The sequence below is a fragment of the Hydrogenophaga sp. genome, assembly GCF_050182545.1.
Classification (GTDB): Bacteria; Pseudomonadota; Gammaproteobacteria; order Burkholderiales; family Burkholderiaceae_C; genus Hydrogenophaga.
The window spans coordinates 31,620-58,082 of the sequence record NZ_JBFXCD010000005.1; the positions used below are offsets into that span (position 1 = coordinate 31,620).

Below are 26,463 nucleotides of genomic sequence, written 5' to 3' on the forward strand. Positions count from 1 at the left end.
TAGCCCACCCCCGCGCCGCGCCTGCGGCGCGTCACCCCCTCAAGGGGGCAACACCTGCAGGCCGGCGAAGCCGGACCTGCGGTGTTCTGGATGGCCGCAGCACTTGCTGCGGCTTTTTCATGCCTGCGTGATTTGTGCGAGCGCGACGTATTCGCTCACCGGTACTTCCTCGGCCCGGCGCTGCAGTTCGAAGTCGCCGCTGTAGCCCTGTTCGTCCAGCCAGCGCCCGAGCGTGTTGCGCAGGATCTTGCGGCGCTGGCTGAAGGCGACCTGCACCAGTTCGCCGAAACGCTTCACATCGATCTGCGGCGGCTCGGCCAGCGGCTGCATGCGCACAATGGCGCTGTCCACGCGCGGTGGCGGGTCGAAGCTCTCGGGCGGCACGAACAGCACGTTCTCCATCGCATAGCGCCACTGCAGCATCACGCTGAGGCGGCCATAGTCGGCGGTCGAGGGGCGCGCCACCATGCGGTCGATCACTTCCTTCTGCAGCATGAAGTGCTGGTCCTGCACGGCGGCGACATGGTCGAGCAGGTGAAACAGGATGGGCGTGGAAATGTTGTAGGGCAGGTTGCCCACCACACGCAGCTTCTGGGCGCCCAGCTGCCGCGCCACGGCACCGAAGTCCACCTTCAGCACATCGGACTCGATGACGCTGAGCTGGCCGTGTCCGCGCAGGCGCGCCGCGAGGTCGCGATCGAGCTCGATCACGGTGAGCTGACCCAGGCGCTCCACCAGCGGCTGGGTCAAGGCCGCCAGGCCAGGGCCAATCTCCACCATCGCATCGCCGGCGGCGGGAGCAATGGCGTCCACGATGGCGCCGATGATGACCGGATCGGTCAGGAAGTGCTGGCCAAAGCGCCTGCGAGCGACGTGTTTCATGCGCCGGCGGTCCGTGCCGGTCCCTGGCCCGGCTTCAAGGTTGCGGCGCCTCGCGGTATTCCACGTAGGCCCGCCCGCGAACGTCCTGCGCCCAGACACGCAGGGCGTCATCCATCTTCTTTTCGCGCACCATGTCGCGCACCATGTCGCGTTGCTCGCGCTGCGACAGCTGGGTCTGGCGGCGCTCCTCGACGCGGATGAGGTGCACGCCAAACCGCGACACCAGCGGTGCGGACATCTCGCCTGGCCGCAGCGCGTTCATCGCTTCCTCGAACTCGGGGACGAACTGGCCCGGGTTGGCCCAGCCGAGGTCGCCACCCTGGCTGGCCGATCCGTCCTGGCTGTGCTCGCGCGCCAGGGCCTCGAATGTGGCCTGACCACTGGCCACCTGCTGGCGATAGCCCGCCAGGCGCGCCACCGCATCGGCTTCGCTGAGCTGGGCGGTGGTGCGCAGCAGGATGTGGCGCGCCCGGGTCTGCGTGATGGCCGCACCCGGAAGGCCGGCCTGGCGCTTGTCGATCACCTTGAGCACGTGAAACCCGGCCGGGCTGCGCAAGGGCCCCGCCACGGCGCCCACATTGAGCGTGCGTGTCGCTTCCACGAAAAGCGTGGGCAGTCGATTGGCCGCCCGCATGCCGAACTGCCCACCACTGGCGCCCTCGGGCGCATCGGAGAATTCGCGCGCCAGAGCGGCAAAGTCGGCGCCGGCGCGCGCCCGGTCGGCCGCGCCCTGGGCGCGCGCCTGAAGCTCCTGGATGCGCTGTTCGCTGGCGCCTTCGGGCACCGCGACCAGCACGTGCGACAGGTTGAGCTCCAGGCTGGCCAGGTCATTGCTTCCCTGCTGCTCGCGGATGAAGTCGTCGACGTCGGCGTCGGTCACACGGACCCGCGCGTCCACCTGCCGCTCTCGCACGCGCTGCAACAGGATCTGGTTGCGCAAGTCGTTGCGCAGGCGGTTGATGTCCATGCCTTCGGCGGCGATGCGCCGGCGCAGCTCCTCGGGGCTGAGCTGGTTCTGCGCGGCGATCGCGAGTTCGGCCTGCGTCACCGCGGCTTCGTCCACCGTGATGCCAAGCTCCGTGGCCTGCTGCAGCTGCGCGCGTTCGTTGATGATCTGTTCGAGCACTTCGCGCGCGAGCGCATCGCGCGGGGGCATGGCGCCGCCGCGCTGGGCCAGCTGCTGCTCCACGCGCAGCAGGCGCTGGCGCACTTCGTTGTTCGTCACGGGTTCGGAGTTGACCAAGGCGACGATGAAATCCGCCGTGGCCTGCTCGGGCGCCGTCGCGGCAGCCGGGGGGCGCAACGGGCTGAGCTGGCCGGTGGCGCGCAAGCCTTGCGCCTGCGCAGCGCAGGCCCCGAACAGGAGCGCGCACGACAGACAGATGGACAGGCGCGAGGGGACGGTGTGGCGGTCAGTCATATTGTTGGAAGCGGCTGGGCGGGTTGATCTCTTCGCGCAGGTACTGGTAGCGAGGAACGTTGTCCTTGAGCGTCTTCAAGGGGTTGGAGCCGAGGCGGGAGAAACCACTGAACTCCAGCTGGAACAGGATACGCTGGTTGGCCGACAGGGCGCTGCGCTGCAGGCGTTCGAGCACGATGCGTCCGATCCAGCAACCCGCATCGTATTCAAAGCCGGCCACCAGATCGACCACCTTTTTATCGGGCACGCTGTAGTTGATGCGACCCACGCTGTACCACTGTCCTGCCCCGAGCCCGCGGCCGGGCACGGGCGAGCGCGCGGACTTCTCCCACAGGTCATTGAGGGGCCATTGCCAGCCGAATTCATACTGTTCGCTGACGCCGCGCTGCAGGCGGTAGGCGGCGCTCAGCACACGGTAGCGGCTGGGGGTGTAGCGCGCGGCCAGCGTGGTGCGCACGGCTTCGCGGCTGCCGGGGCTGTACTGGAAGTTGGTGTCGACCATCCAGCGCGGGCTCCACTGCACGCGCGTGGCCAGCAGGATATCGCTCAGGCGTTCCTGCACCGGGTCGCCCCCGGGCAGGCCGCTGGCATTGGGCAGAAAGACGTTCTGGTCGCGGATCAGGTAGCGCTGCGCCAGGCCCACGCGCACGATCTCGGCGCCCGAGTCCGGGTCGAGCAGGCGCGAACTGGCGCCCACCGTGACGGCACGCGTGTCGGAGATGCGGTCGTTGCCGCCGAAGACGTTCTCCGAAAAGATGGTGGCGAAATTGAAGTCGTTCGCGGCAGAGTCGTAGTTGGGCAACAGGCTCTGGTCCCGGTAAGGCGTCCAGGTGAAGAACGCCCGCGGCTCCAGCGTCTGCACGAACTGGCGGCCGAAGTAACGCGCGTCGCGCTCGAACACCAGGCCACCGTCCAGGCTGAGCGTGGGCAGCACGCGCGAGGCGCTGCGCGCACCGTTGGCCAGCGGGTCGTCAAAGTGGTACTGGGTGGCGTGCAGCTGCGCGCGCGGCTGGATGAACCAGCCTGGCGTCTGCCAGCGCCGGCTGAGATCGGCGATGGCCAGCGAGCGCGAGCCGTTGGTCTGGCCCGTGAGCAGCGGATCGGACTCGAAGCGCGTGTACTCCCCCGTGAGCGACCAGTTCCAGTCGTTCAGGCCTGCCAGGCGCGCGTCGCCCCGGCTGTAGCGCACCGCGATGGACGGCAGACGGTCGTAGGGCGGCACGATGGGTGCATCGATGTCCTGAAGCGTCTGCCAGCTGTAGGCGCCGGCGCTCACCGACCAGGGCCCCCGGTTCCACGACAGCACCGCGTCGCCGGCCAGCAGGCGGGTGGTCAGCGAGGCCGTGGCGCGCGGGAAGTCGCGCCAGTAGTCGTCGTCGCTGACGCGGTTGACGTTGAATCGCAAACCTGCCGACCCCCCCAGAGCGAGGCGGGTGCCGCTCAGGCTCTGGTTGTGCTGCCACGAATAGCCCCAGCGGTCGCTGTCGCGCAAGGGGTCCGAGGGCATGTAGGCGCCGCGCACCTGGCCGGCGTAGGCGGGTTGCAGGTAACGCACCTCGGCGCCCAGGTCCACGCCGCGCTTGCTCATCAGCGTGGGGTAGAGCGTCGCGTCCAGGTTGGGCGCGATGTTGAGGTAATAGGGCAGCGTGAGCTCAAGCCCGTTGATGTTGTCGATGTTGATCGTGGGCGGCAGCAGGCCGGACTTGCGCGTGTCGGTCAAGGGGAAGGTGAAATAGGGCCAGCCCAGCAGGGGCACGCCCTTGAATTCCAGCACGCCACCGGTGGCCTTGCCGATTTCGGCCACGTTGTCGAACTCGATGCGGGTGGCCCGAATCAGCCAGTCCGGCATCCAGTCGGCGCCTGGGGTGCGCGGGCAGGTCGAGTAGCGTGCGTCGTGCGCCACCGCCTTGTCTTCCCCCAGAAAGTCGAGCCGGCTCGCGTCGCCCTTGCCTTCGTTGTTGAGCAGCGTGAACTCGGGCTGCTCGAAGTGGCCTTCGAAGGTGTCCACGTTGAGTTGCAGTTCGGGACCCTCGAAGCGGTCGCCAGCGCGATTGATCAACACATCGCCCCGCGCCCTGGCCTCGCGGCTGCGCTGGTCGAACTCCAGGCGGTCGGCGCGGATCACGGTGTCGTGCCGGCGCAGTTCGGCATCGCCTTCGACCGTGGTCACGCCGTCGGTCTGGCCTTCGATGCGCTCACCGGAGACGAAGGTCGGCGCCCGATCCTGGGCTTCCTCGGGCAGCTTCTCCTGCAACAGGCCGCTGGCCTTGAGGTTGACGGCGGACGAGGGCTGCTCATCGCCATCACCGGACTGGGCCCGCACGCAAACGGGCGCGGCCAGCGCCCCCAGCGCCATCACGGCCAGCAGGCCATGGACCGCGCGCGCCACCGGCCGCGCCGCGAACAGCGCGGAGGCGAACGCGACGCGCGTGCGGTGGGTGGACGGCGGATCGTTGCGGCGGTTCAAGGGGATGGACTTCGGTGGCCGGGTTGCCAGGATGGGCTCGATGCGCGGGCATGAGAGCCGGCCGCCGCCCTGCAGGGGGTTTGTAGAATCTCTGGCGATTATCCACGGCCCGACCGTCCCGGGCACCGCCCGGCAACCCCCGCCCACCCGAGCCCCCGCATGACCCCGCCCCTCCCCGCCGTTGCCTGGGCCGAACCCCTGCGCGAAGCTGCCTTTCACGCCTGGCTGGCGCCCCTGGCGACGCGCCTGGCCCTGCTGCCGCAGACGCTGCGCCCGGCCTCGGCCGATGCGAGCTTTCGCCGCTACCTGCGGGTGGACACGCGGGCCGGGGGCAGCCTGATCGTGATGGATGCGCCGCCCGCGCACGAGAACTGCCAGCCCTTTGTGCATGTGGCCGGGCTCATGCGCGCGGCCGGCCTGCTGGTGCCCGAGGTGCTGGCCTGGGACGAACCGCAAGGCTTCATGCTGCTGAGCGACCTGGGCCAGCAGACCATGCTCGAAGGCATCGACACCGCGAACCCGCAGGCCAACCACGCGCGCTACCTGCAGGCGCTGGACGCCCTGCTGGCCTGGCAACTGTCGTCGAAGCCGGGCGCGCTGCCGCCCTACGACGAGGCGTTGCTGCGCCGCGAGCTGCAGCTGTTCCCCGACTGGTACCTGGGCCAGCACAAGGGCCTGACGCTGAGCACTGCGCAGGCGCAGACGCTGCAGACAACCTTCGACACCGTCGTGGCACACAACCTCGCCGCGCCCCAGGTGTACGTGCACCGCGACTTCATGCCGCGCAACCTCATGTTGCCGCTGCAACCCGGCGATACACCGGCGCAGCAATTGGGCGTGCTCGATTTCCAGGACGCAGTGCATGGCCCCATCACCTACGACATCGCCAGCCTGATGCGCGACGCCTTCCTGAGCTGGGAGGAAGACTTCGTCATCGACGTCACCGTCCGTTACTGGGAAAAGGCGCGCGCCGCCGGTCTGATGGACTTCGAGGACTGGCACAGCGACTTCGGCGCCTTCTACCGCGGTGTCGAGTGGATGGGCCTGCAGCGCCACCTGAAGGTCGCCGGCATCTTTGCGCGCCTGACGTTGCGCGACGGCAAGCCCAAGTACCTGGCCGATGCGCCGCGCTTCATCGGCTACATCCGCCACACCGCGCACCGCTACCGCGCGCTGGGCCCCTTCCTGAAGATGCTCGACGAGATCGAGGGCCTGCAGGCCGCATCGGGCTACGCCTTCGGGCGCGTCTGAGCCCATGCCGCGCTTCCATTGCCCGGCCCCGTTGCGCGAAGGCCAGCACCTCGCGCTACCGGCCGCCACCGCGCGGCACGTGCAGGTGATGCGCCTTCAGCCTGGGCAGACCCTCACGCTGTTCAATGGCGAGGGCGGCGAGTGGGACGCCACCATCGCGCGCATGGGCCGCAGCGACGTGGACGTGACCATCGGCGCGCACCGCGCGGTCGAGCGCGAGGCGGCGCGCGCGGTTCACCTGGCCCTGGGTATGCCCGCCAACGAGCGCATGGACTGGCTGGTCGAGAAGGCGACCGAACTCGGCGCTGCCAGCCTGCAGCCGCTGCACACCGCGCACAGCGTGCTGCGCCTGGCGGGCGAGCGCGCCACGAAGAAGCAGGCGCACTGGCAGGCGGTGGCGATCGCGGCCTGCGAGCAGTGCGGTGGCAACCGTGTGCCCACGGTGCACGCGGTGGGCGACCTGGTCAGGTGGCTCGGGGCCCTGCCGGCCCCCAATGCCGGGCAACCCGTGCTGCGCTGTCTGCTCTCGCTGACCGAGGGCACGCAGGCGCTGGCCTCGGTGCTCGCCGCCGCCAGGCCCGACGCACCGGTGCTGTTCCTCAGCGGTCCCGAAGGGGGTCTCAGCCCGGCGGAGGACGCGCAGGCGCGCGCGGCCGGCTTCGTGCCTGTGACGCTGGGCCCGCGCGTGCTGCGAGCCGAAACCGCCGCGCTCACCGCACTGGCACTCGCCACCGGGGCCTGATCGGCTCAATGGCGGCTGAAGAAGTCCCAGATCACGTCGTTGGCAACGAGCGCGCCAGAACCGGCCTGACCACCCAGCACCTTGCGACCACCGGGCCACGAGTGGCCGCCGGTCTCGGTCACACAGAGTTCGACCTCGCTGCCGCCGCGGCAGGGCGCGCGCGTCTTGCACCAGGCACCGGCGACCTCCAGCACGCGCCGCGGTTCGGACGTGCAGCCGTTGAGCCGCGACCATTTCGCCACCGTCTCGGGTACCGAGACAAAGTTCGCGTGCGTCGCCGAGGCGCTGCCCGAGCCGCCATTGAACAACACGCGGTCGTCGTCGCGCGCGTGGATGTGCAGCACCGGGACCGGCCGCGACGGTGTGCAGTTCGGCGAACCGTCTGTGCCCGCCACGGCGGCGATGGCCGCAAAGGTATCGGCCATCTCGCAGGCCAGCCGGTAGGCGAGCATGCCGCCATTGCTCATGCCCTGGGCGTAGATGCGGCGCGGGTCGATGTCCAGGCGGCGCTGCACATCCGCCACCACGGCGCGCACGAAGCCCACGTCGTCAACGTCGCGGTCGCGCGCCTGGCCGCAGCACAGCCCGGCGTTCCAGGTCGCGAGCTTGCCTGAACGCAGGCGGCTGTAGCCGTTGGGAAACACGATCACGTAGCCGTTGCGCTGCGCGTGAGACACCAGGCCGTAGTAGCGGTCATTGGCCTGGATCTCCATGTTGCCGCCGCCACCGTGGAAGGACAGCACCAGTGGCGCGGCCGTGCCGGCGCGGTACGACGCCGGGACATGCACCAGGTAAGCACGCAACAGTCCGTCGTGCGTCAGTGTGAAACGGTGTTCGCCCGGTTGCGTGATCGGCGTCGCATCCTGCGCCGCGCCCATGTGCGGCAGGCACGCGGCTCCGGCGAGCAGAAAGGCCAGCAGCACGCGGCGCCCTGTCGTGCACACACTCATCCCTGATCTCCTTCTGGTGGCAGAGCCGCCATCTTGCCGCATGCGCACGGTCCAGACCAGCCTGCAGGGGGCGCCACGCGGCCCAGGGACGCGTGGTGATGGCTCGCTGTATAAACGCCTGCTTATGAACAAGAACCTCTGGCTGCTGGCCGCCGCGCAAGGCCTGTTTCTCACCAACAACGTGGTCTTCATCGCCATCAACGGCCTGGTGGGTCTGTCGCTGGCGCCGCTGGGCTGGATGGCCACGTTGCCGGTGATGGGCTACGTGGTGGGCGGCGCGCTGTCCACGCCCCTGGTGGCGCGCACGCAGAGCGCGCTCGGGCGCCAGGCCTCGTTCCAGATCGGCCTGCTGGTGGCGCTGGGCTCGGCGCTGCTGTGTGCCTGGGCGGTGATGGACAAGAACTTCTGGCTGCTGGTGGCCGCCACCGTGGTGGCGGGCTACTACAGTGCGAACGGCCAGCTCTACCGCTTCGCGGCGGCCGAGCTCAGCGCACCGGCATTCCGCGAGAAGGCGGTCTCGCTCGTGCTCGCGGGCGGCCTGGTGGGCGCGGTGCTGGGCCCCAACCTGGCCACGCGCACCAAGGACTGGTTGGGCGTGCCCTTCGCCGGCGCCTACGTGGCGCTCGCCGCGGTGGCGCTGCTGTCCATGCTGGCCATGGCCTTCATGCGCTTCCCGCCGGTGCCGCCGCGCGCGGCTCTGGCCGACCGGGGTCGTCCGCTGGGCGCGATCATGCGCCAGCCGGTCTTCATCGTTTCCACCGCGGGCGCCGCACTGGGCTTTGGTGTCATGAACCTGCTGATGGCGGCCACGCCGCTGGCCATGCAGGTCTGCGGCTTTCCGTTCGAGGACGCGGCCCTGGTGCTGGAATGGCACGTGATCGGCATGTTCGCGCCAGGCTTCATCACCGGCCACCTCATCAAGCGCTTTGGCGTGCTGACCATCATGGGCACGGGCGTGGTGCTCAACATCGTGTGCATCGGGGTGGCGCTCTCTGGCGTGGACCTGCACCAGTTCCTGATCGCGCTGTTCCTGCTCGGCGTGGGCTGGAACTTCCTGTTCACCGGCAGCACCACGCTCTCGCTGCAGGCCTACCGACCCGAGGAAAAGGACCGCGCGCAGGCGGCGATCAATTTCTTCGTCTTCGCCACCATGGCGCTGACTTCGTTCGCCTCCGGTGCGCTGGTCACCACGCAGGGTTGGCAATGGCTCAACATTGGTTCTCTGGTACCCGTGGCGCTCACGGGGCTGGCCCTGATCTGGCTTGCCTGGGTGCGCCGGCAAGCCCACAATCCGGCCTGAACCGCATGCCCATTCCGGGCCAGCGCAACGGGGGCACTCCATGGGACTTCTGGATTCACTGATCGGCGCCGCCGCCAACGCTTCTCTGGGCTCAGCGCAGGACCAGCCGGCACCGTCTGCCGCCGCCAACGGTCTGCCGGGTGGCCTTGACCCCCAGATGCTGATCGCGCTGGTGGGCTCGGTGCTGGCCAGTTCGGGTGGTCTGCAAGGCCTGCTGGCGAAGTTGCAGTCGGGCGGCCTGGGCGACGCCGTGCAATCGTGGATCGGCACGGGCACCAACCAGCCGGTCTCGGGCGATCAGCTCGGCAGCGCGCTCGGGCCGGACCTGATGGGCACGATTGCCGCGCAACTCGGTGGCAGCCGCGAGCAGGCCTCGGGCACACTGGCCGACCTGCTGCCGGGCCTGATCGACCAGCTCTCGCCCCAGGGCCGGCTGCCGGCCGACAACGAACTGGGTGGCCTGGGCGGTCTGGGCGCCCTGCTGGGCGGAGGCCACGCCGGCAACGGCGCCACCGGCGATCTGATGGGCATGCTCGGCGGCCTGATGCAGCCCCGGCGCTGAATGGCCCGCTAGGTCGGGGCCGGGGCCGGGGCCTGAACTTCCAGCCAGGCCTTGAGCGTACCGAACACGGCCGACGGATCGGCCTCGTTGAATATCTCGTGGTAGAGCCCCTCGAAGGCGTGGCTGTGCACCTTGTCGCGAGGCGCCGCAGCGGCAAAGGCGCGGCTGCCGGCTGGCTGCACGAGGCTGTCGGCACCGGCGTACATCAGCAGTGAGGGAACACGCCATTGCGGTGCCGCCGACACCACGCAGGGGCCATTGGCATCGATGAACCGCGCCAGCCGCGCGCTGATGCGGTCGTGCACCAGCGGGTCCTTGCGGTAGGCCTCCACGACCGCCGGATTGTGCGAAATCTTGCTGGCGTCCAGGCCATTGGCGATGGCGAAATTGGGCGCGAAGCGATACATCAGCGCGATCAGCTTTTTCTGCAGCGCGCCGATGCCGGCGTCCAGCGCCGGCGATGACAGCACCAGACCATCGACCGGCGCCATGTTGCGCTGCACGAAAGTCGCCGCGATCAAGCCCCCCATGCTGTGGCCCAGCAGAATCAGCGGGCAGGCCCAGGGTTCGGCGATGTGCGAGCGCGTGTCTTCCACCACTTCGGCCAGGTCGTCAAGCAAGGTGTCGTCCTCGGGCAGCACGCCACGCGCGCCACCGGACTCCCCATGGCCGCGCTGGTCGTAGGCGCGCACGCAGAAGCCCCATTCGTTGAGCCGCTGCGCCACGTGGTCGTAGCGCCAGGCATGCTCGCCCAGGCCGTGCACGATGAGCACCACCGCGCGCGGGCGCCAGCGCATCGGCAGCGGCCAGTCGAACAGGGCCAGGTTCAGGCCGTCGCGCAGGGTGAAGGGGGCCTGGGTGGTGTCGGACGACATGGTGGCTCGCTCAGGGCATGCGGGCCATCACCTGGGCCACCGCAGCGGTCAGTCGCCGGGCGTAGTCCAGGTGCAGGAATTCGTTCGGACCGTGCGCATTGCTCCTGGGCCCGAGCACGCCGCACACCATCATCTGCGCGGTTGGAAAGCCTTTGCTGAGCATGTTCATGAGCGGGATCGTGCCGCCCTGGCCGATGGTGCCGCAACCGGCGCTGAAGTGCGCCTGCGAGGCGTCCTGCAGCGCCTGCTCAAACCACGGCGTGGTGGCGGGCGCGTTCCAGCCGCTGGCCGCGCCCTCGCCGTCAAAGGTCACCCGGGCCTGGTAAGGCGCGTTGTCTTCCAGCAGGGCTTTGAGTTCCTGCACGGCGGCGGGTGCATCCACCAGCGGCGGCAGGCGCAGGCTGAGCTTGAACGCGGTGTAGGGGCGCAGCACATTGCCGGCATCGCGCAGCGCGGGAAAGCCCTCGGCCCCGGTGACGCTGAGCGTGGGCCGCCAGGTGCGGTTGAGCAGCGCCTCGACCGGGTCGGTGGTGGTGGGCAGGGCGAACAGCGTGCTGCCGCCGCAGTCGTGGTGCGCCCAGGGGAAGCGCTTGTAGATTTCGTCACCCAGGATGGCGGCGGTGGCCCTGGCCTGCGCCACGCGCTCGGCCGGCACCTCGCAGTGAAAGCTCGCGGGCAGCAGGCGGCCGGTGGCGCTGTCCTCCAGCCGGTCCAGCACCTGGCGCATGATGCGAAAGCTCGACGGCACCAGGCCGGAGGCGTCGCCCGAGTGGATGCCCTCGGTGAGGATCTCGACCTTGAGCACGCCACTGGCCATGCCGCGCAGGCTGGTGGTGAGCCAGAGCTGGTCGTAGTTGCCGGCGCCGCTGTCCAGGCAGATCACCAGGCCCACGTCGCCCAGGCGCGGGCGCAGCGCGTCCACGTAGGGCAGCAGATCGCCGGAGCCGCTTTCCTCGCAGGTCTCGATCAGGCCGACGATGCGCGGGTGCGCCACGCCTTGCGCCTTGAGCGCCTGGATGGCGGCGATGCTGGCATAGACCGCGTAGCCGTCGTCGGCACCGCCCCGGCCATACAACTTGCCGTCATCGATCTTGGGCGTCCAGGGCCCGAGGTCGTTGCGCCAGCCGGTGAATTCCGGTTGTTTGTCCAGGTGGCCGTACATCAGCACGGTCTGGCCCGAGGCGGGGGCCGGTGTGCCGTCCTTGCCGGCGCTCGCCGGCACTTCGAAGAACAGCACCGGCGTGCGGGGTGTGCCACGGGCGTCACTGAGCCGCACGACTTCGAGCGTCAGGCCCACCACCTTCTGCGAGCGAACCCAGTCGGCCGCGCCTTGCAGCACGCGTTCAAGAAGGCCATGGGCCGCCCAGTCGGCATCGAAGGCCGGCGACTTGGCCGGCACCTCGATGTAGCGCTGCAACTCGGGCACGATGGTGCCCGACCAGGAGGCATCGACGTGGGACTGCAGGGCCGAGGCGTCGAGCAGGGGGGAAGGCAGGCGGGCGTTCATGGCATCGGTCTCCGGGAAGGGAGGCCTGAAGCGCCCCGGAAGACCATGCCGGGGGGTTCAAGCCCGGCGGACAGTATAGGCACGCACAGGCGTTTGTGGGCCTGCAACCAACCCCGGGGCCCGCAGGGTGGGCGGGGGTTCCCCCGGCCTTACGCGTGGGACACGCGGAAGAAGCCCACCGCCTCGGCCAGGCGCGAGGCCTGGTCCTTGAGGCTTTCGGCGGCGGCCGCGCTCTCCTCGACCAGCGCGGCGTTCTGCTGCGTCATCTGGTCGAGCTGCGTGACCGCCACGTTGACCTGCCCGATGCCGTCGCTCTGCTCGCCCGCGGCCGTGGTGATGTCGCTGATGAAGGCCGAAACCTTCTCGGCGTTGGCCACGATCTCGCTGATCGTGCTGCCCGCCTGTGCCACCAGGCGCGAGCCGTCTTCGACCTTGCCCACGCTGGTCTCGATCAGGCCCTTGATCTCCTTGGCTGCCTGCGCGCTGCGCTGCGCGAGGTTCCTCACCTCGGCCGCCACCACGGCGAAGCCGCGGCCCTGCTCGCCCGCTCGCGCGGCTTCCACCGCCGCGTTCAGCGCCAGGATGTTGGTCTGGAACGCAATGCCGTCGATCACACCGATGATGTCGCCGATCTTCTTGCTGCTGTGGTTGATCTCGTCCATGGTCGTGACCACCTGGCCCACCACCTGACCGCCGCGCACCGCCACCTCGGCGTTGGCCACCGCCATCTGCGTGGCCTGCCGGGCCGCGTCGGCGCTCTGGCGCACCGTGCTGGTGAGTTGCTCCATGCTCGCGGCCGTCTCCTGGAGGTTGCTCGCGGCCTGCTCGGTGCGCGCGCTCAGGTCCTGGTTGCCACTGGCAATCTGCTGGCTGGCGGTGCCGATGCTGTCGGTGGAGTTGCGCACCTCGCTCACGATGCGCGAGAGCGAGGTCCGCATGTCGCCCAGGGCGCGCATGAGCGCGGCGGTCTCGTCGCGGCCCACCGCGTGCACCGGCCGCGTCAGGTCGCCCTGCGCGATGGCGCTGGCCAGATGACGGGCCTCGTCCAGCGGGTTGCAGATGCTGGTCATGTTGGACAGCGTGGTCGGCACCACCACCAGCGCCGCAATGGCCACGGCCAGACCGAACAGCACCATCGTCTGGCGGCTGGCGTCCAGCCCGGCCTGGCGCGCGCTGGCGGCTTCGGCCATCAGCACCTCTTCCACCTTCTTGAGGCTGGCCAGCAGTTCGTCGTAGCTGGCGTGCGCGCGGTTGAGCATGCGGTTGGCCACCGTGGCCGAGTCGTAGCCACTGGTTTCGAGCTGGCGCGTCACCGGCTCCACCGCGCCCACGTACTGCGTGAGCTGCTCCTTCATGGTCAGCACCAGGGCGTTGTCGTCGTCGGCTTCGCCCGCGAGCATGAGGTCCATCTGGCGCTGCGCTTCATCGCGCGCGGCCAGCCAGGCGGTCTTGGCCTTGAGCACCTGTTCAGGTTTCTCATAGGCAATCACCATGTCCTTCTCGAAACCCCCCATGTCGCGCAGCGACATCTGCAGGCGCGAGAGGGTCAGCGTTTCCTCGAACGGTCCCGCAACGAAGGTCTGGTTCAGGGTCTGCAGGCGGGCGATGCCCCACCAGCCGGCGGCACCCACCAGGGTCAGCAGCATCAGCACGACGCCAATGGCTCCGAGCATCCGGGTTCGGATGGAAAACTGTCGCATCATGTTCTGCATGTCGTCTCTCCAGGGTCTTGTTGGTATGGATGCAGTGGTGAAACCAAGCGGCGCGGAACGTCAGGATGCGGATTGCGCATCGACGCGGAACACGCGCACGACCTGATCGAGGCGCACGGCCTGGTCCTTGAGGCTCTCGGCCGCTGCCGCGCTCTCCTCCACCAGCGCCGCGTTCTGCTGCGTCATCTGGTCGAGCTGCGTCACCGCCACGTTCACCTGCCCGATCCCGTCGCTCTGCTCGCCCGCCGCCGCCGTGATCTCGCCAATGATGTCGGAGACGCGCTGCACCGAGCCCACGATCTCGCTCATCGTCTGACCCGCGTCGGCCACCAGCCGCGAGCCGGTCTCCACCTTGTCCACGCTCGCGCCGATCAGCCCCTTGATCTCCTTGGCCGCCTGCGCGCTGCGCTGCGCCAGGTTCCTCACCTCGCCCGCCACCACCGCGAAGCCCCGGCCCTGTTCGCCCGCGCGCGCGGCTTCCACCGCCGCGTTGAGCGCCAGGATGTTGGTCTGGAACGCGATGCCGTCGATCACGCCGATGATGTCGCTGATCTTCTTGCTGCTGTGGTTGATCTCGTCCATGGTGGTGACCACCTGGCCGACCACTTCGCCGCCGCGCACGGCGATCTCGGCCGCGCTGGCGGCCAGCTGGTTGGCCTGGCGCGCGGCATCCGCGCTCTGGCGCACCGTGCTGGTGAGTTGTTCCATGCTCGCTGCGGTTTCCTGCAGGTTGCTCGCGGCCTGCTCGGTGCGCGCGCTCAGGTCCTGGTTGCCGCTGGCGATCTCCACCGACGCGGTGTTGATGCTGTCGGTCGCGCTGCGCAACTCGCGCATCATGGCGAGGAAGCGCTGGCGCATGGTTTCCACCTCGCGCACCAGACGGCCGATCTCGTCCTTGCGACTGGACTGGAAGGCCTGGCTGAGGTCGCCCTGGGCCACCGCGGTCACGGCCGAGGTCAGCTGGGCCAGCGGCTGGCTGACGTTGCGGCGCACCAGCAGGAACAGGCCCACACCCAACGCAAGAGTGGCGCCGGCCAGCAACGCCCAGAGGGCGTAGATGGTGCGCCAGTAGCTGGCCATGGCTTCGGTATCGGACACCTCGGCCACCACCCACCAGCCGCCCGCTTGGGCTTCGCGCTTGACCACCCAGGGATTCGGGATGGCATCGCTGCGCAGCGGCACGGCATGGCGCACGAAGGCACCGGGCGAGGCGCGCAGCTCGCTGAGCATCGCGTCCGCGCCGGGGTTGACCTCCAGCACCTTCTTGCCGGCGGCCGTGGGGTGCGAGACAAACACCGCATCGGCGTTGGACCCGCGCGGATCGATCACGTAGGTGCCGCCGCTTTCGAAGAAGCGCGCCTCGTCGACCAGCTTGTCCAGCGACGCCTGGAAGTCGGCAATGTCAAAGCCGATGAAGAGGATGCCGACCACCTTGCCGGCCTCGTCCTTCATGGTTTCGTAGTGCGTCATGTAGGGTTTGCCGAACAGCACGGCGCGCCCCGTGTAGCTCTTTCCTTCCAGCATCAGCGGGTAGGCGGCATGCTTGCGATCAAGCAGCGTGCCCATGGCGCGTTCGCCGTTTTCCTTCTTCAGCGAGGTGCTGACGCGCTCGAAGTCGTCGCCCTTGCGCATGAAGATGGTGGCCACGCCACCATTGGTGCGGTTGAAGGTGTCGACCTCGGAGAAATCGTTGTTGAGCAGCATGCCCCAGCTCTTGAGCATGCCGGCCTGCGTGTCGAGTTCAAACTTGTCGGCGAACTTCTGCCGGAATGGCTTGAAGGCGCGATCGGTCATCAGGCGGGCCGTGGCGTCAAAGGCATCGACCGAGTTGGCGACGGACACCGCCTTGTCTCCCGCCCACTCCGCCGTGCGCTCGCGCGAGGAGCTTTCCGCAACCACGGACAGCACGCCGCTGAGCAACGCGAGCACCGACGCCAACAGGACGACGGCGAGCAGCGCTACGCGGCGCGCGACCGAACTCTCTCGGATGTTCTTGTCTTTCATGATCGGGTCTCCTCTTGGGGATGTCAGCCGGCTTATTGAAGGGCTTGGGTGGAGTTGTCCATCAGTCCCATGTCGCTGCCGGACATGAGGGCTTCAATGTCCATCAGGATCAGCATGCGTTCACCCACGCTGGCGATGCCGGTGATGAACGTGGTGTCCACATTGGTGTTCATCTCAGGCGCGGGCTTGATCAGGTCGCCGGCGAGTTCGAGCACGTCCGAGACCGAGTCCACCACCGCGCCGACCACGCGGCCGTGCACGTTGAGCACGATCACCACGGTGAAGCCGTTGTATTCGACCTTGTCGCAACCCAGCTTGATGCGCAGATCCACCACCGGCACGATCACGCCGCGCAGGTTGACCACACCCTTGATGAACGAGGGCGAATTGGCGATGCGGGTGGGTTCCTCGTAGGAGCGAATCTCCTGCACGCGCAAGATGTCGATGCCGTATTCCTCGCCGCCCAGGCGGAAGGTCAGGAATTCGGCGCTGGCCGGCTGGGCTGCGGTGGCCCGCGCGCTGTCCGGGCGGGCAAGTGGGGTGGCGTCGTTGCGCATGTCCATGGAATCGGTCCTCGGTTGACAGGTTGGTCCAAGGACTATCGGCCGGCTGCGGCGGGGCTGAAGTCGGAAATAGGCGGACAAACCCGCCTCTTTCCGGTGCGCAAGCACATAAAAGAATTCTAAAGTTTTAATTCTCAGATTCTGCGGCATGTCTCTGCGGTGTCGCTGGCGTCACCACCCTTCTGCTAACTTGTGCGAATGAGCACAGACACGAATCCCGGCCCGCAGCATCTCGCGGCCACCCCCTGGATCGACACCGACCACCCCGCCGTGCAGGCCTTCGCGGCAGAACATGCCCGCGGCGACAGGCCGCGCGACCGTGCCGTTGCGCTGTACCAGGCAGTGCGTGATCGGGTGCGCTACGACCCTTACCGCATCGACCTGTCGGACGCCGGCATGTCCGCCAGCCGCGTGCTGGAACAGGGGCATGGCTGGTGCGTGCCCAAGGCGGTGCTGCTGGCGGCGGTCTGCCGCGCGCAGGGCATTCCGGCGCGGCTGGGGTTTGCCGACGTGCGCAACCACCTGTCCACCGAGCGCTTGCGCCAGACCATGAAGACCGACGTGTTCGCCTGGCACGGCTACACCTCACTGTGGCTTGATGGCGCCTGGCGCAAGGCCACGCCAGCGTTCAACATCGAACTGTGCGAGAAGTTCGGCCTGTTGCCACTGGCGTTCGACGGCGAGCACGATTCGCTCTACCACCCGTTCGACCGCGAAGGCCGCCAGCACATGGAATACGTGAACGAGCGTGGCGCCTTCGACGACCTGCCACTGGCGCGGATTCGCTCCGCGTTCCGCGAAATCTATCCCGACATGCCCACCGCCAGCGATGCCGCCGATGGTGATTTCGCGGCCGACGCCGCACGCGAAGCGGCCCGGGGCTAGGGCCTAGCTCGAAAAGCGGAACACCGCCGTGCTGGCCAGCAGGTTGGGCCAGGTTCGGATCTCGCGGCCTTCGTGCAGACCGAAGCTGTCTTCAATGGTCAGCCCGTTGCGCCGCGCCAGGACCTCGAAGTCCGCATGCGTGCCAACGCGGATGTTGGGCGTGTCGTACCACTGGTAGGGCAGGCGCTTGGTCACGGGCATGCGGCCCTGCAGCACGTGCAGGCGGTTCGGCCAGTGCGCGAAGTTGGGAAAAGCCACCACGCCCGCGCGGCCCACGCGCGCGGTCTCGCGCAGCATGGTCTCGGCGTTGCGCAGGTGTTGCAGGGTGTCGATCTGCAGCACCACGTCAAAGGCGTCGTCGGCGAACATGGTCAGGCCGTCTTCCAGGTTGAGCTGCAGCACGCTCACCCCGCGCCGCATGCAGGCCAGCACCTTGGCGTCGTCTATCTCCACGCCGTAGCCGGTGCAGGCGCGCGTGGCCTGCAGATGCGCCAGCAGCGCGCCGTCGCCGCAGCCCAGGTCGAGCACGCGCGAGCCCGGGGGCACCAGGCGGGCGATGGACTCCATCACGGGTTTCTCGCTCATGGCCGCCCCCCTCCGACGGTCTGTTCAAAGTAGGCCTGCACCGCATTCAGATAGCGCGGGTCGTCCAGCAGGAAGGCGTCATGGCCGTGCGGCGCATCGATCTCGGCGTAGCTGACCTCGCGCTTGTTGTCGAGCAGCGCCCGGACGATCTCGCGGCTGCGCGCGGGGGAGAAGCGCCAGTCGGTGGTGAAACTCACCAGGAAGAAGCGGGCGCGGGCGCGTGCCAGTGCCGCCGTGAGCTTGCCGTCGAATGCCCGCGCGGGGTCGAAATAGTCGAGCGCCCGCGTGATCAGCAGGTAGGTGTTGGCGTCGAAGTACTCGCTGAACTTGTCGCCCTGGTAGCGCAGGTAGCTCTCGATCTGGAACTCGACGTCCTGTGTGGTGTAGCGGTAGGCCTGTTCGGCCACGGCCGTGGGGTCTTCGCGTTCGACCGTGCGCAGAGAGCGCCCGAACTTCTCGTTCATCACGTCGTCGCTGAGGTAGGTGATGTGGCCGATCATGCGGGCGATGCGCAGGCCACGCCGCGGCAACGTGCCCTCGCGCAGGTAGTGCCCGCCGTGAAAATCGGGATCGGTCACGATGGCGCGGCGCGCCACCTCGTTGAACGCGATGTTCTCGGCCGTGAGGTTCGGGGCGCTGGCGACCACCACCGCATGGCGCACGCGTTCGGGGTATTGCAGCGTCCAGCTCAAGGTCTGCATCCCACCGAGGCTGCCGCCCATGACGGCGGCCAGCGTCTCGATGCCCATCAGATCGAGCAGCCGGGCCTGGGCTTCGACCCAGTCCTCGACGGTGACCACCGGAAAGTCGGCGCCCCAGGGCGTGCCGGTGGCGGGGTTGACGTGGGTCGGTCCGGTGGAACCGAAACACGAGCCCAGGTTGTTGACACCAATGACGAACCAGCGGTCGGTGTCGACCGGTTTGCCGGGGCCGATCATGTTGTTCCACCAGCCTTCGCTGCGCGCCAGCGGCTGGCCATGGGCATCCGCGTACCAGCCCGCCACGTGGTGCGACGCGTTGAGCGCATGGCAGATCAGCACCGCGTTGGAGCGTTCGGCATTGAGGCTGCCATAGGTTTCCACCACCAGTTCATAGGCCGGCAGCACGGCACCCGAGCGCAAAGCGAGCGGTTCGGTAAAGCGAAAGGTTTGGGGCGTGACGATCAAGGCCTTGTCCTGCGGGCGGCACCCGCCCAATAAAAAAACCCGGTGCCGCCAAAAGCGAGACCGGGAATCTCCCCTTTAGCGGCATTTTTAAAGCGCCCGCAATCTGGAACAAATCGGCGCTGGGGGCAAGTATAAGTTGAAGCACCGCGCGTGTGCAGCCACGCCCAAAGGGCCCCAGGAGCCGGGTTTCCCCCCAACGTGCGGCCTGTCCTGTTGTAGCGGCGCATCGGGCCCCGGGCGGCTTTGCACATCCTGAAAAATAGTTAGTGTTTGCGGGACATTCAGCGCATAATCCTTCGGCGAGCGCGGCGAGCGCTCGTTTTTTACAAGTGATCGGTTGGTTTCGCGTGCTACAGGTTTTTGTGTGCTAACGGGGCTCCATCGCTATTTTTCTCAGTGTTATTAGGAGTCCCATCCATGGGCAACAAACTGTACGTGGGCAACCTGCCCTACACCGTGCGCGACGAAGATCTGCAGCAGGCTTTCAGCGCCTTTGGCTCTGTCAACAGCGCCAAGGTCATGATGGAGCGCGAAACCGGCCGCTCCAAGGGCTTCGGCTTCGTGGAAATGGGCAGCGACGCTGAAGCGCAATCCGCGATCGAAGGCATGAACGGCCAGTCCCTGGGCGGTCGCAGCCTGGTGGTCAACGAAGCCCGCCCGATGGAAGCGCGTCCTCCGCGCACCGGTGGCTTCGGCGGCGGCCGCAGTGGCGGCGGCGGCTTTGGCGGCGGTGGAGGCGAAGGCGGCTTCCGCAGCCCCTACGGTGGCGGTGGCCGTCGTGAAGGCGGTGGTGGCCGCGGCGGTTACTGATCGTCCGCGCCCATCGGCCTGAACGGCCGATGCGAAACAAAAGCCCTGTGGCAATGCCCCAGGGCTTTTTTCATGGGCGCGCGGTTCTCAGCCGCCCGAAGCTCCGCCGCCCTGGCGGTGCTTGCGTGGCCGGCCCGCCAGCACGCGGTCGAACAGGGCATTGGGCAACAGGCGCAGCAGCTTGGCTACCACACCCATCTGCCAGGGAATGACCCGGTAGCTGGCGCGCACCCGGATGGCATGGAAGGCACGGTCGGCAAAAGTCTCGGCGCTCAGCAGGAACGGCATGCTGTAGCGGTTTTGGCGCGTCAACGGCGTGTCCACGTACCCGGGCAGCAGGGTGACCACGGCGACTCCGCTGCCCCGCAGTTCGCCACGCAGGCTCTCGCAATAGGCGACCACGGCCGCCTTGCTGGCGCAGTAGGCGCCATGCCCGGGCAGACCGCGGATGGCCGCCACGCTGGCGATGCCCACCAGCGCGCCGCTGCCGCGCGCCGCCATCGCGGCGACGAAGGGGTGGAAGGTGGCGGCCAGGCCGGTGTTGTTGGTGGCGAAGGTGCGCGCCATCACCTCGATGTCGGCCCGCTCGGCGGTGTCCATGCCGACGCTGATGCCGGCATTGGCGATCACCACGTCGGGCACACCCTGGTCCGCCAGGCAGGCCTGTGCGGCGGCCAGGATGCTTTCGGTGTCGGCCACGTCCGCGCCATAGACACGGCAGCAATTCGCATCGAATCCCTGGGCATGGGCCCAGGCCTGCATCTCCTGCGTGCGGCGCGCGACCAGGGCGAGCCGGTAGCCGGCTTGCGCATAACGCTGAGCCAGCGCCAGGCCAATGCCGCTGGAAGCGCCGGTGATGAACACCAGCGGGGCATCTGTGCGGGCGGGCGGGGTGAAGGCGGTTCGCATGGTGGGCGTTGGAGCGATTGCGGTCAGCGCGGCACCAGTTGCACCTTCACGCGGCCCTTGAAGAGGGCCACCTGATCCTCCGCGGCGTAGTCAAGGGTGTCCGCGACGAGGCGGTCGTTGCCACGCAGCAGCGTGACGGGTTTGTCGGAGACGATGCGGTCGGGGTCGAGATAGACGTGCAGGAACTCGCCCTGGAATTCCAGCCGGGGCTGGGGTTTGCCTTGGGCGTCGGTGCCCGCCTCGCGCACGACCACCGCGTCGCCCTTCAGCACGAACTCGGTGTTGTCGCTGTTGGTCGTGACCAGGCGCGCACGGGCCAGCGTGGGCAGTCCCTGCTCTCCGATGTGGCGGATGCGCGCCATGTCGATCTCCACCGTGTCGCTGGCCGGGAAATGGCGCGCCTCCACCCCCGAGACCTGTGTCCGGAGGTCGCCCTGGGCGTCGAAGGCCTTGACCGAGAACTGCCGCATGAAGTAATCGGGCTCGCTGCTCGCCGGCTGCGGCGGCGCCGGCAGCGCGGGCGCGGGTGTTGCCCGCAGCAACCAGTAGGACGCCAGGGCCAGCAAGCCCATGAGCAGCACCGGCAGGTAGATGGAGAGGCGGTCCAGCAGCTGGCGTTTGCGCCGCGGCGCGCGGGGCACGGCAGCCGTCTGGTCGACGTCGTCGAAGAAGTCGAGCGGGTCGGAGGTGCTCACCGCGATGCCGCTTCCAGGGCCTGCGCGTAGACGCCACTGGCGATCAGCAGCAGATCGCAGGCCTCGCGCACCGCGCCGGCCCCCGGCGCGCGCGCGGTGATGTGGTGCGCCACCGCCAGCACCTCGGCATGTGCCGTGGGCGGCGCGACGGCCAACGCGGCGCGGCGCAACAGGGGCAGATCGGGCCAGTCGTCGCCCATGGCCGCGGCAGCGGTCCAGTCCAGGCCCAGTTCAGCCAGGATCGCCTCGGCCGCGGGCGCCTTGTCCTCGGTGCCCAGGCGCAGTTGCGCGACGCCGAGCGCGGACAAGCGCGCGCGCAGTGCCGCCGAGTCGCGCCCGCTGACCACCGCGGGCGTGATGCCGGCGCGTTGCAGCAGCTTGATGCCGTGACCGTCGAGCGTATGGAAGCGCTTGAGGGTTTCACCGGCTTCGCTGAAGTAGAGGCTGCCATCGGTGAGCACGCCATCGACATCCAGGAAGAGCACACGCACGGGCTGGGCGCGCAGCAGCAGGGCAGGCGGGAAGTTCAGCACGGGGCGCAGCGGGCTCACGCTCAGATCACCTTTGCGCGCATCAGGTCGTTGCTGTTGATCGCGCCCTGCAGTCGGCCCGTGGCATCCACGACCAGCACGCTGGTGATGCGGCTGGCTTCCATGAGGCCGGCTGCTTCCACGGCAAGCGCGTCGGCGCGCACGGTGCACGGGTTGGCGTGCATCACGTCGCGCGCCATCATCGAACGCAGGTCTGCGCTGCTGCCGGTCTTCTCGATCAGGCGGCGCAGGTCGCCATCGGTGAAGATGCCCAGCACGCGCTGTTCGGTGTCGACGATGGCGCTCATGCCCAGGCCCTTGGCGCTGATCTCTCGCATGAGGTCCATCAACCCGGCGTCCGGACCCACGCGGGGCAACGCGTCGCCGCTGCGCATGACGTCGCCCACGTGGGTGAGCAGCTTGCGCCCGAGCGCGCCACCGGGGTGCGAGCGCGCGAAGTCGTCCGCCTTGAAGCCGCGCGCATCAAGCAGCGCGACCGCCAGCGCATCGCCCAGGGCCAGCTGCGCCGTGGTGCTGGCCGTGGGTGCGAGGTTGTGCGGGCAGGCCTCCTTGTCCACCGAGGCATCCAGCACCACGCTGGCGTGACGGCCCAGGGTGGAGTCGGCGCGGCCGGTGATGGCCAGCAACGGCACGCCCATGCGCTTGATCAGGGGCAGGATGGCGGTGAGTTCCTCGCTCTCACCGCTGTTGCTGATGCCGAGCACCAGATCGAAGCGGGTGATCATGCCCAGGTCGCCATGGCTGGCCTCGGCCGGGTGCACGAACATGGCCGGCGTGCCGGTGGAGGCCAGCGTGGCCGCGATCTTGCGGCCGATGTGGCCGCTCTTGCCCATGCCCATGACAACGACGCGCCCGGACACGTCCAGCACAAGCGCCACCGCGCGAACAAAGGCGTCGTCCATGCGCCGGGCCACGGCGTTGACCGCATCCGCCTCGATGTTCAGGGTCTCCTTCGCCATGGCCAGGGCCCGGGCGGGGTCAAAGGTGGAAGGCAGGCTCATGCGGCGCATTATCGCCGCCACCTTCGCCGGCGGCGCCTGCAACCAGCCAGTACCATCGCGCCATGAATTCGCTCGACATCGCCCTGCTGTACCTGCTGGCCGCCGTGCTGGGCGTTGTGGGTTGCCGCATGCTGCGGCTGCCGCCGATGCTGGGTTACCTTGTGGTGGGCGTGCTCATCGGGCCGAATGCGCTGGCCCTGGCGCAGGACTCGGGGGGCATCCGCTACCTCGCCGAGTTCGGGGTGGTCTTTCTCATGTTCGTGATCGGGCTCGAATTCAGCCTGCCAAAGTTGCGCGCCATGAAGCGCCACGTGTTTGGTCTGGGCCTGTCACAGGTGGTGCTCACGCTGCTGCTGACCACGCTGGCCTCGCTGGCACTGGCGTTGTGGCTGCCCAGGTGGTGGAACGTCTCCTGGCAGACCGCGCTGGCGCTCGGGGGCGTGATGGCGATGAGCAGCACCGCGATCGTGATGAAGATGGTGGCCGAGCGGCTCGAACTGGAGTCCGAGCACGGCAAGCGTGTGCTTGGCATCCTGCTGTTCCAGGATCTGGCGGTGGTGCCCTTGCTGGTGATCATTCCCGCGCTGTCCGCCCAGCCCGAGGAACTGCTGCCCGCACTGGCCTGGGCCGGTCTGAAGGCGGTGCTGCTGCTGGGCCTGCTGCTGACAGGGGGGCAGAAACTCATGCGCTGGTGGCTCACGCTGGTGGCGCGGCGCAAGAGCGACGAGCTCTTCATGCTCAACCTGCTGCTCATCACGCTGGGCCTGGCCTGGATGACCGAACACGCCGGGCTCTCGCTCGCGCTGGGCGCTTTCGTGGCCGGCATGCTGATTTCGGAGACCGAGTTCAAGCACCAGGTGGAAACCGACATCCGGCCGTTCCACGACGTGCTGCTGGGCCTGTTCTTCATCACCATCGGCATGATGCTGGACTGGCGCCTCGTGCTGGACCGCTGGCCCCTGGTGCTGCTGCTGCTGTCGGTCTCGGTGTTGTTCAAGCTCGCGCTGATCACCGGCCTGACGCGCGCCTTCGGCGCGCCCACAGGCGTGGCTCTGCGCACCGGCCTGTACCTGGCGCAGGCGGGGGAGTTCGGTCTCGTGCTGCTGACACTGGCGGGGCAGAACAACCTGGTGCCGCCGCAGTTGTTCAACCCGATTCTCGCCAGCATGGTGATCTCCATGCTGGCCACGCCCTTTGCCATCCTCTACGCCAACAGCATCGTCACGCGCCTGGTGGGCAGCGACTGGCTGATGCAGTCGGTGCAGATGACGAGCATCGCGCGCAAGGCCATCAACGCCGACAAACACGTGATCATTTGCGGCTATGGCCGTTGCGGGCAGAACCTGGCGCGCCTTCTGGAGGCCGAAGGCATTCCCTACATGGCGCTCGACCTTGACCCCGACCGCGTGCGCCAGGCCGCCGCCGCCGGGCATTCGGTGGTGTTCGGCGACGCCGCGCGCCTTCAGGCCCTGATGGCCGCGGGCCTGCACCGCGCCAGCGCCGTGGCGGTGACCTACCTCGACACGGCCAGCGCCCTCAAGGTGCTGCACCACGCCCACGCGCAGGCGGCCCACGTGCCGGTGGTCGTGCGCACCGTGGACGATGCCGATCTGGAGAAATTGCGCGCCGCGGGCGCCACCGAGGTGGTGCCCGAAGCCATCGAGGCCAGCCTGATGCTGGCCAGCCATGCCCTGGCGCTGGTGGGCGTGCCCATGCGGCGCGTGATCCGCGTGGTGCAGGACCAGCGCGACGCGCGCTACAACCTGCTGCGCGGCTACTTCCACGGCGCCGACGACGACGGCGTGGACGAGATCGACCACGAGCGGCTCAACACCGTGACCCTGCCCACCGGGGGGCGCAACGTCGGCAAGACGCTGGGCAGTCTGGCCCTGCACGCGGTCGGCGTGCGGGTGGTGAGTCTGCGACGCGCCGGCGGACGGCCGCAACCACTCGAAGACGAGACGGTCCTCGAAGGCGGCGACACCGTGGTGATCAGTGGCAAGGCGCCCGCACTGGCGCTGGCCGAACAGAAGCTGCTGACCGGCTGAGATCCAGCTGGCACGCCCTCGTCGCGCATTTCGTCGGCCTCAGCGTGCCGCACACCCGGAACCGGGGCTGCCGCTTGCCAGCGGCCACCACAATGGCCCCTCAGGCTCTTTCCAGGGCCTTGCTTCCTGCCCATGGCCTACGTACAGGGTCGCCATGGTCTCTCGCCCCGGCCTGCGTGCCGGGGTTTTTTTGCCGCCATCGATAATGGGCCTCCCCTTTCGGACCGAGCCCATGGACACCTCCGCCTTCCTGAAGTCCCACATCCGCACCGTGCCCGACTGGCCCGCGCCCGGTGTGCAGTTCCGCGACATCACGCCGCTGCTGCAGGACCCCAAGGTCTTTCGCGTGCTGATCGACACCTTTGTGCACCGCTACATGGATCCGGCGCTGCGGCCGTCGGTGGTGGCCGGACTGGATGCGCGCGGTTTCATCATCGGCTCGGTGCTGGCCTACGAGCTGGGTGTGGGTTTCGTGCCCATCCGCAAGAAGGGCAAGTTGCCCTTCACCACCGTGGAAGAAACTTACGAACTGGAGTACGGCAGCGCCACGGTAGAGCTGCACACCGACGCGGTGAAGGCCGGTGACCGGGTGGTGCTGATCGACGACCTGATCGCCACCGGCGGCACCATGATGGCCGGGCGGCGCCTGCTGGAAAAGCTGGGGGCGCACGTGATGGAGGGTGCGGCCATCGTCGACCTGCCCGAGCTCGGTGGCTCGGAAAAGCTTCGTGCGTCGGGCCTGCCGCTGTTCACATTGCTCGACTTCGCCGGCCACTGAGCCGCGGCCGCCACAGGGCAGACCAGCGGCGTCAGAGCTTGCCGTGCTGGGTCTCGCTCAACGCCGCGAAATCGCTGTGCGACTCGGGCACCGGCATGTCCATCTGCGCTTCGGCTGGCATTCGGTATGGCGGCGTGGCCACGCTTTCGAGCGCCTGCCGGAAAGCCTGCACCTCGTCATCGCCCACCTGCTGCGCGGGCGCGTTGCCCGGCGCGAGCACGGGGCGGGGGATGGCGGTCGCGCTGGGCACCGGCATGGGCCTTGAGGTCGGTGGCACCATGCCGGGCGCCATGAGCACGGTTTCGCGCCGCGTCTGCGCCGCCACCGCCGCCTTCAGAGCCATGCCGACCTGATCGTGCACCGCCTTGCGGCGCCAGTAGACCGATCGCACGTCCATTTCGTGGCGGGTTCGCGCGCTCTGCTGAATCCAGCGCTCGATCTCGAGCAGGTATTCGTCAGGCATGGACTGGGCAGGCAGCGCCAGATCGATCAGCACGAGAAAGCTGTCGCCGTTGGCATCGAGCGTGAGCACCTTGAATTCGTAGCTGGTGGACAGCACGCCGGCGCGAATGAGCGATTCGCGGACCACGGAGAACAGCTGCTCGCGGCGCAGGATGCGGCGCCCGCGGCGTGGCGAGATCAGCGGCAGGGTGGTCTGACTGAATTTGTTGCGGGCACGGGTGAACGGTCCGCCCTTGCCGGATGTGGTGGACTTCTTGGCCAGTAGCCAGCTCATCAAGGACATGGGCAAAGTGTGCGCCAGCGGGAGACGCGCAAAGGATTGAAAAGACGGCACAAAG

General features: G+C 68.4%; 24 protein-coding genes and 1 riboswitch. Of the genes, 8 read left to right on the forward strand and 16 right to left on the reverse strand.

The features are described 5' to 3' along the window. Positions 1-117: 117 nt before the first annotated feature. The 3 genes from rsmA to AB7P10_RS07020 are packed head-to-tail and all read right to left on the reverse strand — an operon-like array spanning position 118 to position 4,658. Entirely contained in the window at positions 118-882 is a 765-nt protein-coding gene (gene rsmA, locus AB7P10_RS07010) for a 16S rRNA (adenine(1518)-N(6)/adenine(1519)-N(6))-dimethyltransferase RsmA (RefSeq protein WP_428293124.1), read from the reverse strand. A gap of 34 nt (positions 883-916) precedes the next feature. Beyond that, positions 917-2,302: a peptidylprolyl isomerase gene (locus tag AB7P10_RS07015; protein ID WP_428293125.1), complete on the reverse strand. Its 1,386-nt coding sequence runs from the start codon at positions 2,300-2,302 to the stop codon at positions 917-919. Further along, positions 2,295-4,658: an LPS-assembly protein LptD gene (locus AB7P10_RS07020; protein ID WP_428293334.1), complete on the reverse strand. Its 2,364-nt coding sequence runs from the start codon at positions 4,656-4,658 to the stop codon at positions 2,295-2,297. The genes AB7P10_RS07015 and AB7P10_RS07020 overlap by 8 nt, the downstream gene beginning before the upstream one ends. A gap of 270 nt (positions 4,659-4,928) precedes the next feature. On the opposite strand from AB7P10_RS07020, the gene AB7P10_RS07025 reads away from it, so the two are divergent. Both AB7P10_RS07025 and AB7P10_RS07030 read left to right on the forward strand, forming a co-directional pair. After that, entirely contained in the window at positions 4,929-6,020 is a 1,092-nt protein-coding gene (locus AB7P10_RS07025) for an aminoglycoside phosphotransferase family protein (protein WP_428293126.1), read from the forward strand. A gap of 4 nt (positions 6,021-6,024) precedes the next feature. After that, positions 6,025-6,762: a 16S rRNA (uracil(1498)-N(3))-methyltransferase gene (locus AB7P10_RS07030; protein ID WP_428293127.1), complete on the forward strand. Its 738-nt coding sequence runs from the start codon at positions 6,025-6,027 to the stop codon at positions 6,760-6,762. 5 nt (positions 6,763-6,767) lie between these two features. Here the strand turns inward: AB7P10_RS07030 and AB7P10_RS07035 are convergent, their stop codons facing one another. Then, positions 6,768-7,712 (reverse strand): alpha/beta hydrolase family esterase, encoded by a 945-nt coding sequence (locus tag AB7P10_RS07035; protein WP_428293128.1) that lies wholly within the window; start codon positions 7,710-7,712, stop codon positions 6,768-6,770. A gap of 124 nt (positions 7,713-7,836) precedes the next feature. Here AB7P10_RS07035 and AB7P10_RS07040 point away from each other — a divergent pair, with 124 nt between their 5' ends. Together AB7P10_RS07040 and AB7P10_RS07045 are read left to right on the forward strand one after the other, a co-directional pair. Next, entirely contained in the window at positions 7,837-9,012 is a 1,176-nt protein-coding gene (locus AB7P10_RS07040) for an MFS transporter (RefSeq protein ID WP_428293129.1), read from the forward strand. Next, positions 8,975-9,574 (forward strand): YidB family protein, encoded by a 600-nt coding sequence (locus AB7P10_RS07045; RefSeq protein ID WP_428293130.1) that lies wholly within the window; start codon positions 8,975-8,977, stop codon positions 9,572-9,574. Before AB7P10_RS07040 ends, AB7P10_RS07045 begins: the two co-directional genes overlap by 38 nt. Positions 9,575-9,582: 8 nt before the next feature. On the opposite strand, the gene AB7P10_RS07050 is transcribed toward AB7P10_RS07045, so the two are convergent. From AB7P10_RS07050 to AB7P10_RS07070, 5 genes are all read right to left on the reverse strand, one after another. Continuing rightward, entirely contained in the window at positions 9,583-10,449 is an 867-nt protein-coding gene (locus tag AB7P10_RS07050) for an alpha/beta hydrolase (RefSeq protein WP_428293131.1), read from the reverse strand. Positions 10,450-10,459: 10 nt separating this feature from the next. Beyond that, positions 10,460-11,956: a M20 family metallopeptidase gene (locus AB7P10_RS07055; RefSeq protein WP_428293132.1), complete on the reverse strand. Its 1,497-nt coding sequence runs from the start codon at positions 11,954-11,956 to the stop codon at positions 10,460-10,462. A 149-nt stretch (positions 11,957-12,105) separates the two neighbouring features. Continuing rightward, on the reverse strand, positions 12,106-13,668 hold the full coding sequence (locus AB7P10_RS07060) for a methyl-accepting chemotaxis protein (protein WP_428293133.1): 1,563 nt from the start codon (positions 13,666-13,668) through the stop codon (positions 12,106-12,108). A gap of 60 nt (positions 13,669-13,728) precedes the next feature. Next, entirely contained in the window at positions 13,729-15,672 is a 1,944-nt protein-coding gene (locus AB7P10_RS07065) for a Cache 3/Cache 2 fusion domain-containing protein (protein WP_428293134.1), read from the reverse strand. A 32-nt stretch (positions 15,673-15,704) separates the two neighbouring features. Then, on the reverse strand, positions 15,705-16,235 hold the full coding sequence (locus tag AB7P10_RS07070) for a chemotaxis protein CheW (protein ID WP_428293135.1): 531 nt from the start codon (positions 16,233-16,235) through the stop codon (positions 15,705-15,707). A gap of 198 nt (positions 16,236-16,433) precedes the next feature. Between AB7P10_RS07070 and AB7P10_RS07075 the strand changes: the two genes are divergently transcribed. Next, a complete protein-coding gene (locus tag AB7P10_RS07075) occupies positions 16,434-17,120 on the forward strand; it encodes a transglutaminase-like domain-containing protein (protein WP_428293136.1) in 687 nt (228 codons plus the stop codon). 3 nt (positions 17,121-17,123) lie between these two features. On the opposite strand, the gene metW is transcribed toward AB7P10_RS07075, so the two are convergent. Beyond that, positions 17,124-17,705 carry a methionine biosynthesis protein MetW gene (metW, locus tag AB7P10_RS07080; protein ID WP_428293137.1) on the reverse strand — a complete coding sequence of 194 codons (582 nt, stop codon included), beginning with the start codon at positions 17,703-17,705 and terminating at the stop codon, positions 17,124-17,126. Continuing rightward, positions 17,702-18,871, reverse strand: coding sequence for a homoserine O-succinyltransferase MetX (gene metX / locus AB7P10_RS07085; protein ID WP_428293138.1), 1,170 nt, complete (start codon positions 18,869-18,871; stop codon positions 17,702-17,704). Before metX ends, metW begins: the two co-directional genes overlap by 4 nt. Positions 18,872-18,925: 54 nt before the next feature. Further along, a riboswitch (SAM riboswitch) is annotated at positions 18,926-19,001 on the reverse strand. 287 nt (positions 19,002-19,288) lie between these two features. Between metX and AB7P10_RS07090 the strand changes: the two genes are divergently transcribed. Beyond that, the gene (locus tag AB7P10_RS07090; protein ID WP_428293139.1) at positions 19,289-19,681 is read left to right on the forward strand and encodes an RNA recognition motif domain-containing protein; all 393 of its coding nucleotides are present in this window, start codon (positions 19,289-19,291) and stop codon (positions 19,679-19,681) included. An 87-nt stretch (positions 19,682-19,768) separates the two neighbouring features. On the opposite strand, the gene AB7P10_RS07095 is transcribed toward AB7P10_RS07090, so the two are convergent. The 4 genes from AB7P10_RS07095 to AB7P10_RS07110 are packed head-to-tail and all read right to left on the reverse strand — an operon-like array spanning position 19,769 to position 22,837. Further along, positions 19,769-20,590 carry an SDR family oxidoreductase gene (locus AB7P10_RS07095; RefSeq protein ID WP_428293140.1) on the reverse strand — a complete coding sequence of 274 codons (822 nt, stop codon included), beginning with the start codon at positions 20,588-20,590 and terminating at the stop codon, positions 19,769-19,771. Between the two features lie 23 nt (positions 20,591-20,613). Further along, entirely contained in the window at positions 20,614-21,285 is a 672-nt protein-coding gene (gene lptC, locus AB7P10_RS07100; protein WP_428293141.1) for an LPS export ABC transporter periplasmic protein LptC, read from the reverse strand. After that, positions 21,282-21,827, reverse strand: coding sequence for a KdsC family phosphatase (locus tag AB7P10_RS07105; RefSeq protein WP_428293335.1), 546 nt, complete (start codon positions 21,825-21,827; stop codon positions 21,282-21,284). Before AB7P10_RS07105 ends, lptC begins: the two co-directional genes overlap by 4 nt. 11 nt (positions 21,828-21,838) lie before the next feature. Next, positions 21,839-22,837 carry a KpsF/GutQ family sugar-phosphate isomerase gene (locus AB7P10_RS07110; RefSeq protein WP_428293142.1) on the reverse strand — a complete coding sequence of 333 codons (999 nt, stop codon included), beginning with the start codon at positions 22,835-22,837 and terminating at the stop codon, positions 21,839-21,841. Between the two features lie 62 nt (positions 22,838-22,899). On the opposite strand from AB7P10_RS07110, the gene AB7P10_RS07115 reads away from it, so the two are divergent. Both AB7P10_RS07115 and AB7P10_RS07120 read left to right on the forward strand, forming a co-directional pair. Then, entirely contained in the window at positions 22,900-24,885 is a 1,986-nt protein-coding gene (locus tag AB7P10_RS07115; RefSeq protein WP_428293143.1) for a cation:proton antiporter, read from the forward strand. A gap of 232 nt (positions 24,886-25,117) precedes the next feature. Continuing rightward, positions 25,118-25,663, forward strand: coding sequence for an adenine phosphoribosyltransferase (locus AB7P10_RS07120; protein ID WP_297648556.1), 546 nt, complete (start codon positions 25,118-25,120; stop codon positions 25,661-25,663). 31 nt (positions 25,664-25,694) lie between these two features. Here the strand turns inward: AB7P10_RS07120 and AB7P10_RS07125 are convergent, their stop codons facing one another. Continuing rightward, a complete protein-coding gene (locus AB7P10_RS07125) occupies positions 25,695-26,399 on the reverse strand; it encodes a hypothetical protein (RefSeq protein ID WP_428293144.1) in 705 nt (234 codons plus the stop codon). Positions 26,400-26,463 lie beyond the last annotated feature (64 nt).

What these genes read in the sequence shown, in the direction of transcription:
- rsmA (WP_428293124.1), bottom strand. Translation starts at nt 882, where the DNA reads ATGAAACACGTCGCTCGCAGGCGCTTTGGCCAGCACTTCCTGACCGAT.
- AB7P10_RS07015 (WP_428293125.1), bottom strand. Translation starts at nt 2,302, where the DNA reads ATGACTGACCGCCACACCGTCCCCTCGCGCCTGTCCATCTGTCTGTCG.
- AB7P10_RS07020 (WP_428293334.1), bottom strand. Translation starts at nt 4,658, where the DNA reads ATGGCGCTGGGGGCGCTGGCCGCGCCCGTTTGCGTGCGGGCCCAGTCC.
- AB7P10_RS07025 (WP_428293126.1), top strand. Translation starts at nt 4,929, where the DNA reads ATGACCCCGCCCCTCCCCGCCGTTGCCTGGGCCGAACCCCTGCGCGAA.
- AB7P10_RS07030 (WP_428293127.1), top strand. Translation starts at nt 6,025, where the DNA reads ATGCCGCGCTTCCATTGCCCGGCCCCGTTGCGCGAAGGCCAGCACCTC.
- AB7P10_RS07035 (WP_428293128.1), bottom strand. Translation starts at nt 7,712, where the DNA reads ATGAGTGTGTGCACGACAGGGCGCCGCGTGCTGCTGGCCTTTCTGCTC.
- AB7P10_RS07040 (WP_428293129.1), top strand. Translation starts at nt 7,837, where the DNA reads ATGAACAAGAACCTCTGGCTGCTGGCCGCCGCGCAAGGCCTGTTTCTC.
- AB7P10_RS07050 (WP_428293131.1), bottom strand. Translation starts at nt 10,449, where the DNA reads ATGTCGTCCGACACCACCCAGGCCCCCTTCACCCTGCGCGACGGCCTG.
- AB7P10_RS07055 (WP_428293132.1), bottom strand. Translation starts at nt 11,956, where the DNA reads ATGAACGCCCGCCTGCCTTCCCCCCTGCTCGACGCCTCGGCCCTGCAG.
- AB7P10_RS07060 (WP_428293133.1), bottom strand. Translation starts at nt 13,668, where the DNA reads ATGCAGAACATGATGCGACAGTTTTCCATCCGAACCCGGATGCTCGGA.
- AB7P10_RS07065 (WP_428293134.1), bottom strand. Translation starts at nt 15,672, where the DNA reads ATGAAAGACAAGAACATCCGAGAGAGTTCGGTCGCGCGCCGCGTAGCG.
- AB7P10_RS07070 (WP_428293135.1), bottom strand. Translation starts at nt 16,235, where the DNA reads ATGGACATGCGCAACGACGCCACCCCACTTGCCCGCCCGGACAGCGCG.
- AB7P10_RS07075 (WP_428293136.1), top strand. Translation starts at nt 16,434, where the DNA reads ATGAGCACAGACACGAATCCCGGCCCGCAGCATCTCGCGGCCACCCCC.
- metW (WP_428293137.1), bottom strand. Translation starts at nt 17,705, where the DNA reads ATGAGCGAGAAACCCGTGATGGAGTCCATCGCCCGCCTGGTGCCCCCG.
- AB7P10_RS07090 (WP_428293139.1), top strand. Translation starts at nt 19,289, where the DNA reads ATGGGCAACAAACTGTACGTGGGCAACCTGCCCTACACCGTGCGCGAC.
- AB7P10_RS07095 (WP_428293140.1), bottom strand. Translation starts at nt 20,590, where the DNA reads ATGCGAACCGCCTTCACCCCGCCCGCCCGCACAGATGCCCCGCTGGTG.
- AB7P10_RS07110 (WP_428293142.1), bottom strand. Translation starts at nt 22,837, where the DNA reads ATGAGCCTGCCTTCCACCTTTGACCCCGCCCGGGCCCTGGCCATGGCG.
- AB7P10_RS07115 (WP_428293143.1), top strand. Translation starts at nt 22,900, where the DNA reads ATGAATTCGCTCGACATCGCCCTGCTGTACCTGCTGGCCGCCGTGCTG.
- AB7P10_RS07120 (WP_297648556.1), top strand. Translation starts at nt 25,118, where the DNA reads ATGGACACCTCCGCCTTCCTGAAGTCCCACATCCGCACCGTGCCCGAC.
- AB7P10_RS07125 (WP_428293144.1), bottom strand. Translation starts at nt 26,399, where the DNA reads ATGAGCTGGCTACTGGCCAAGAAGTCCACCACATCCGGCAAGGGCGGA.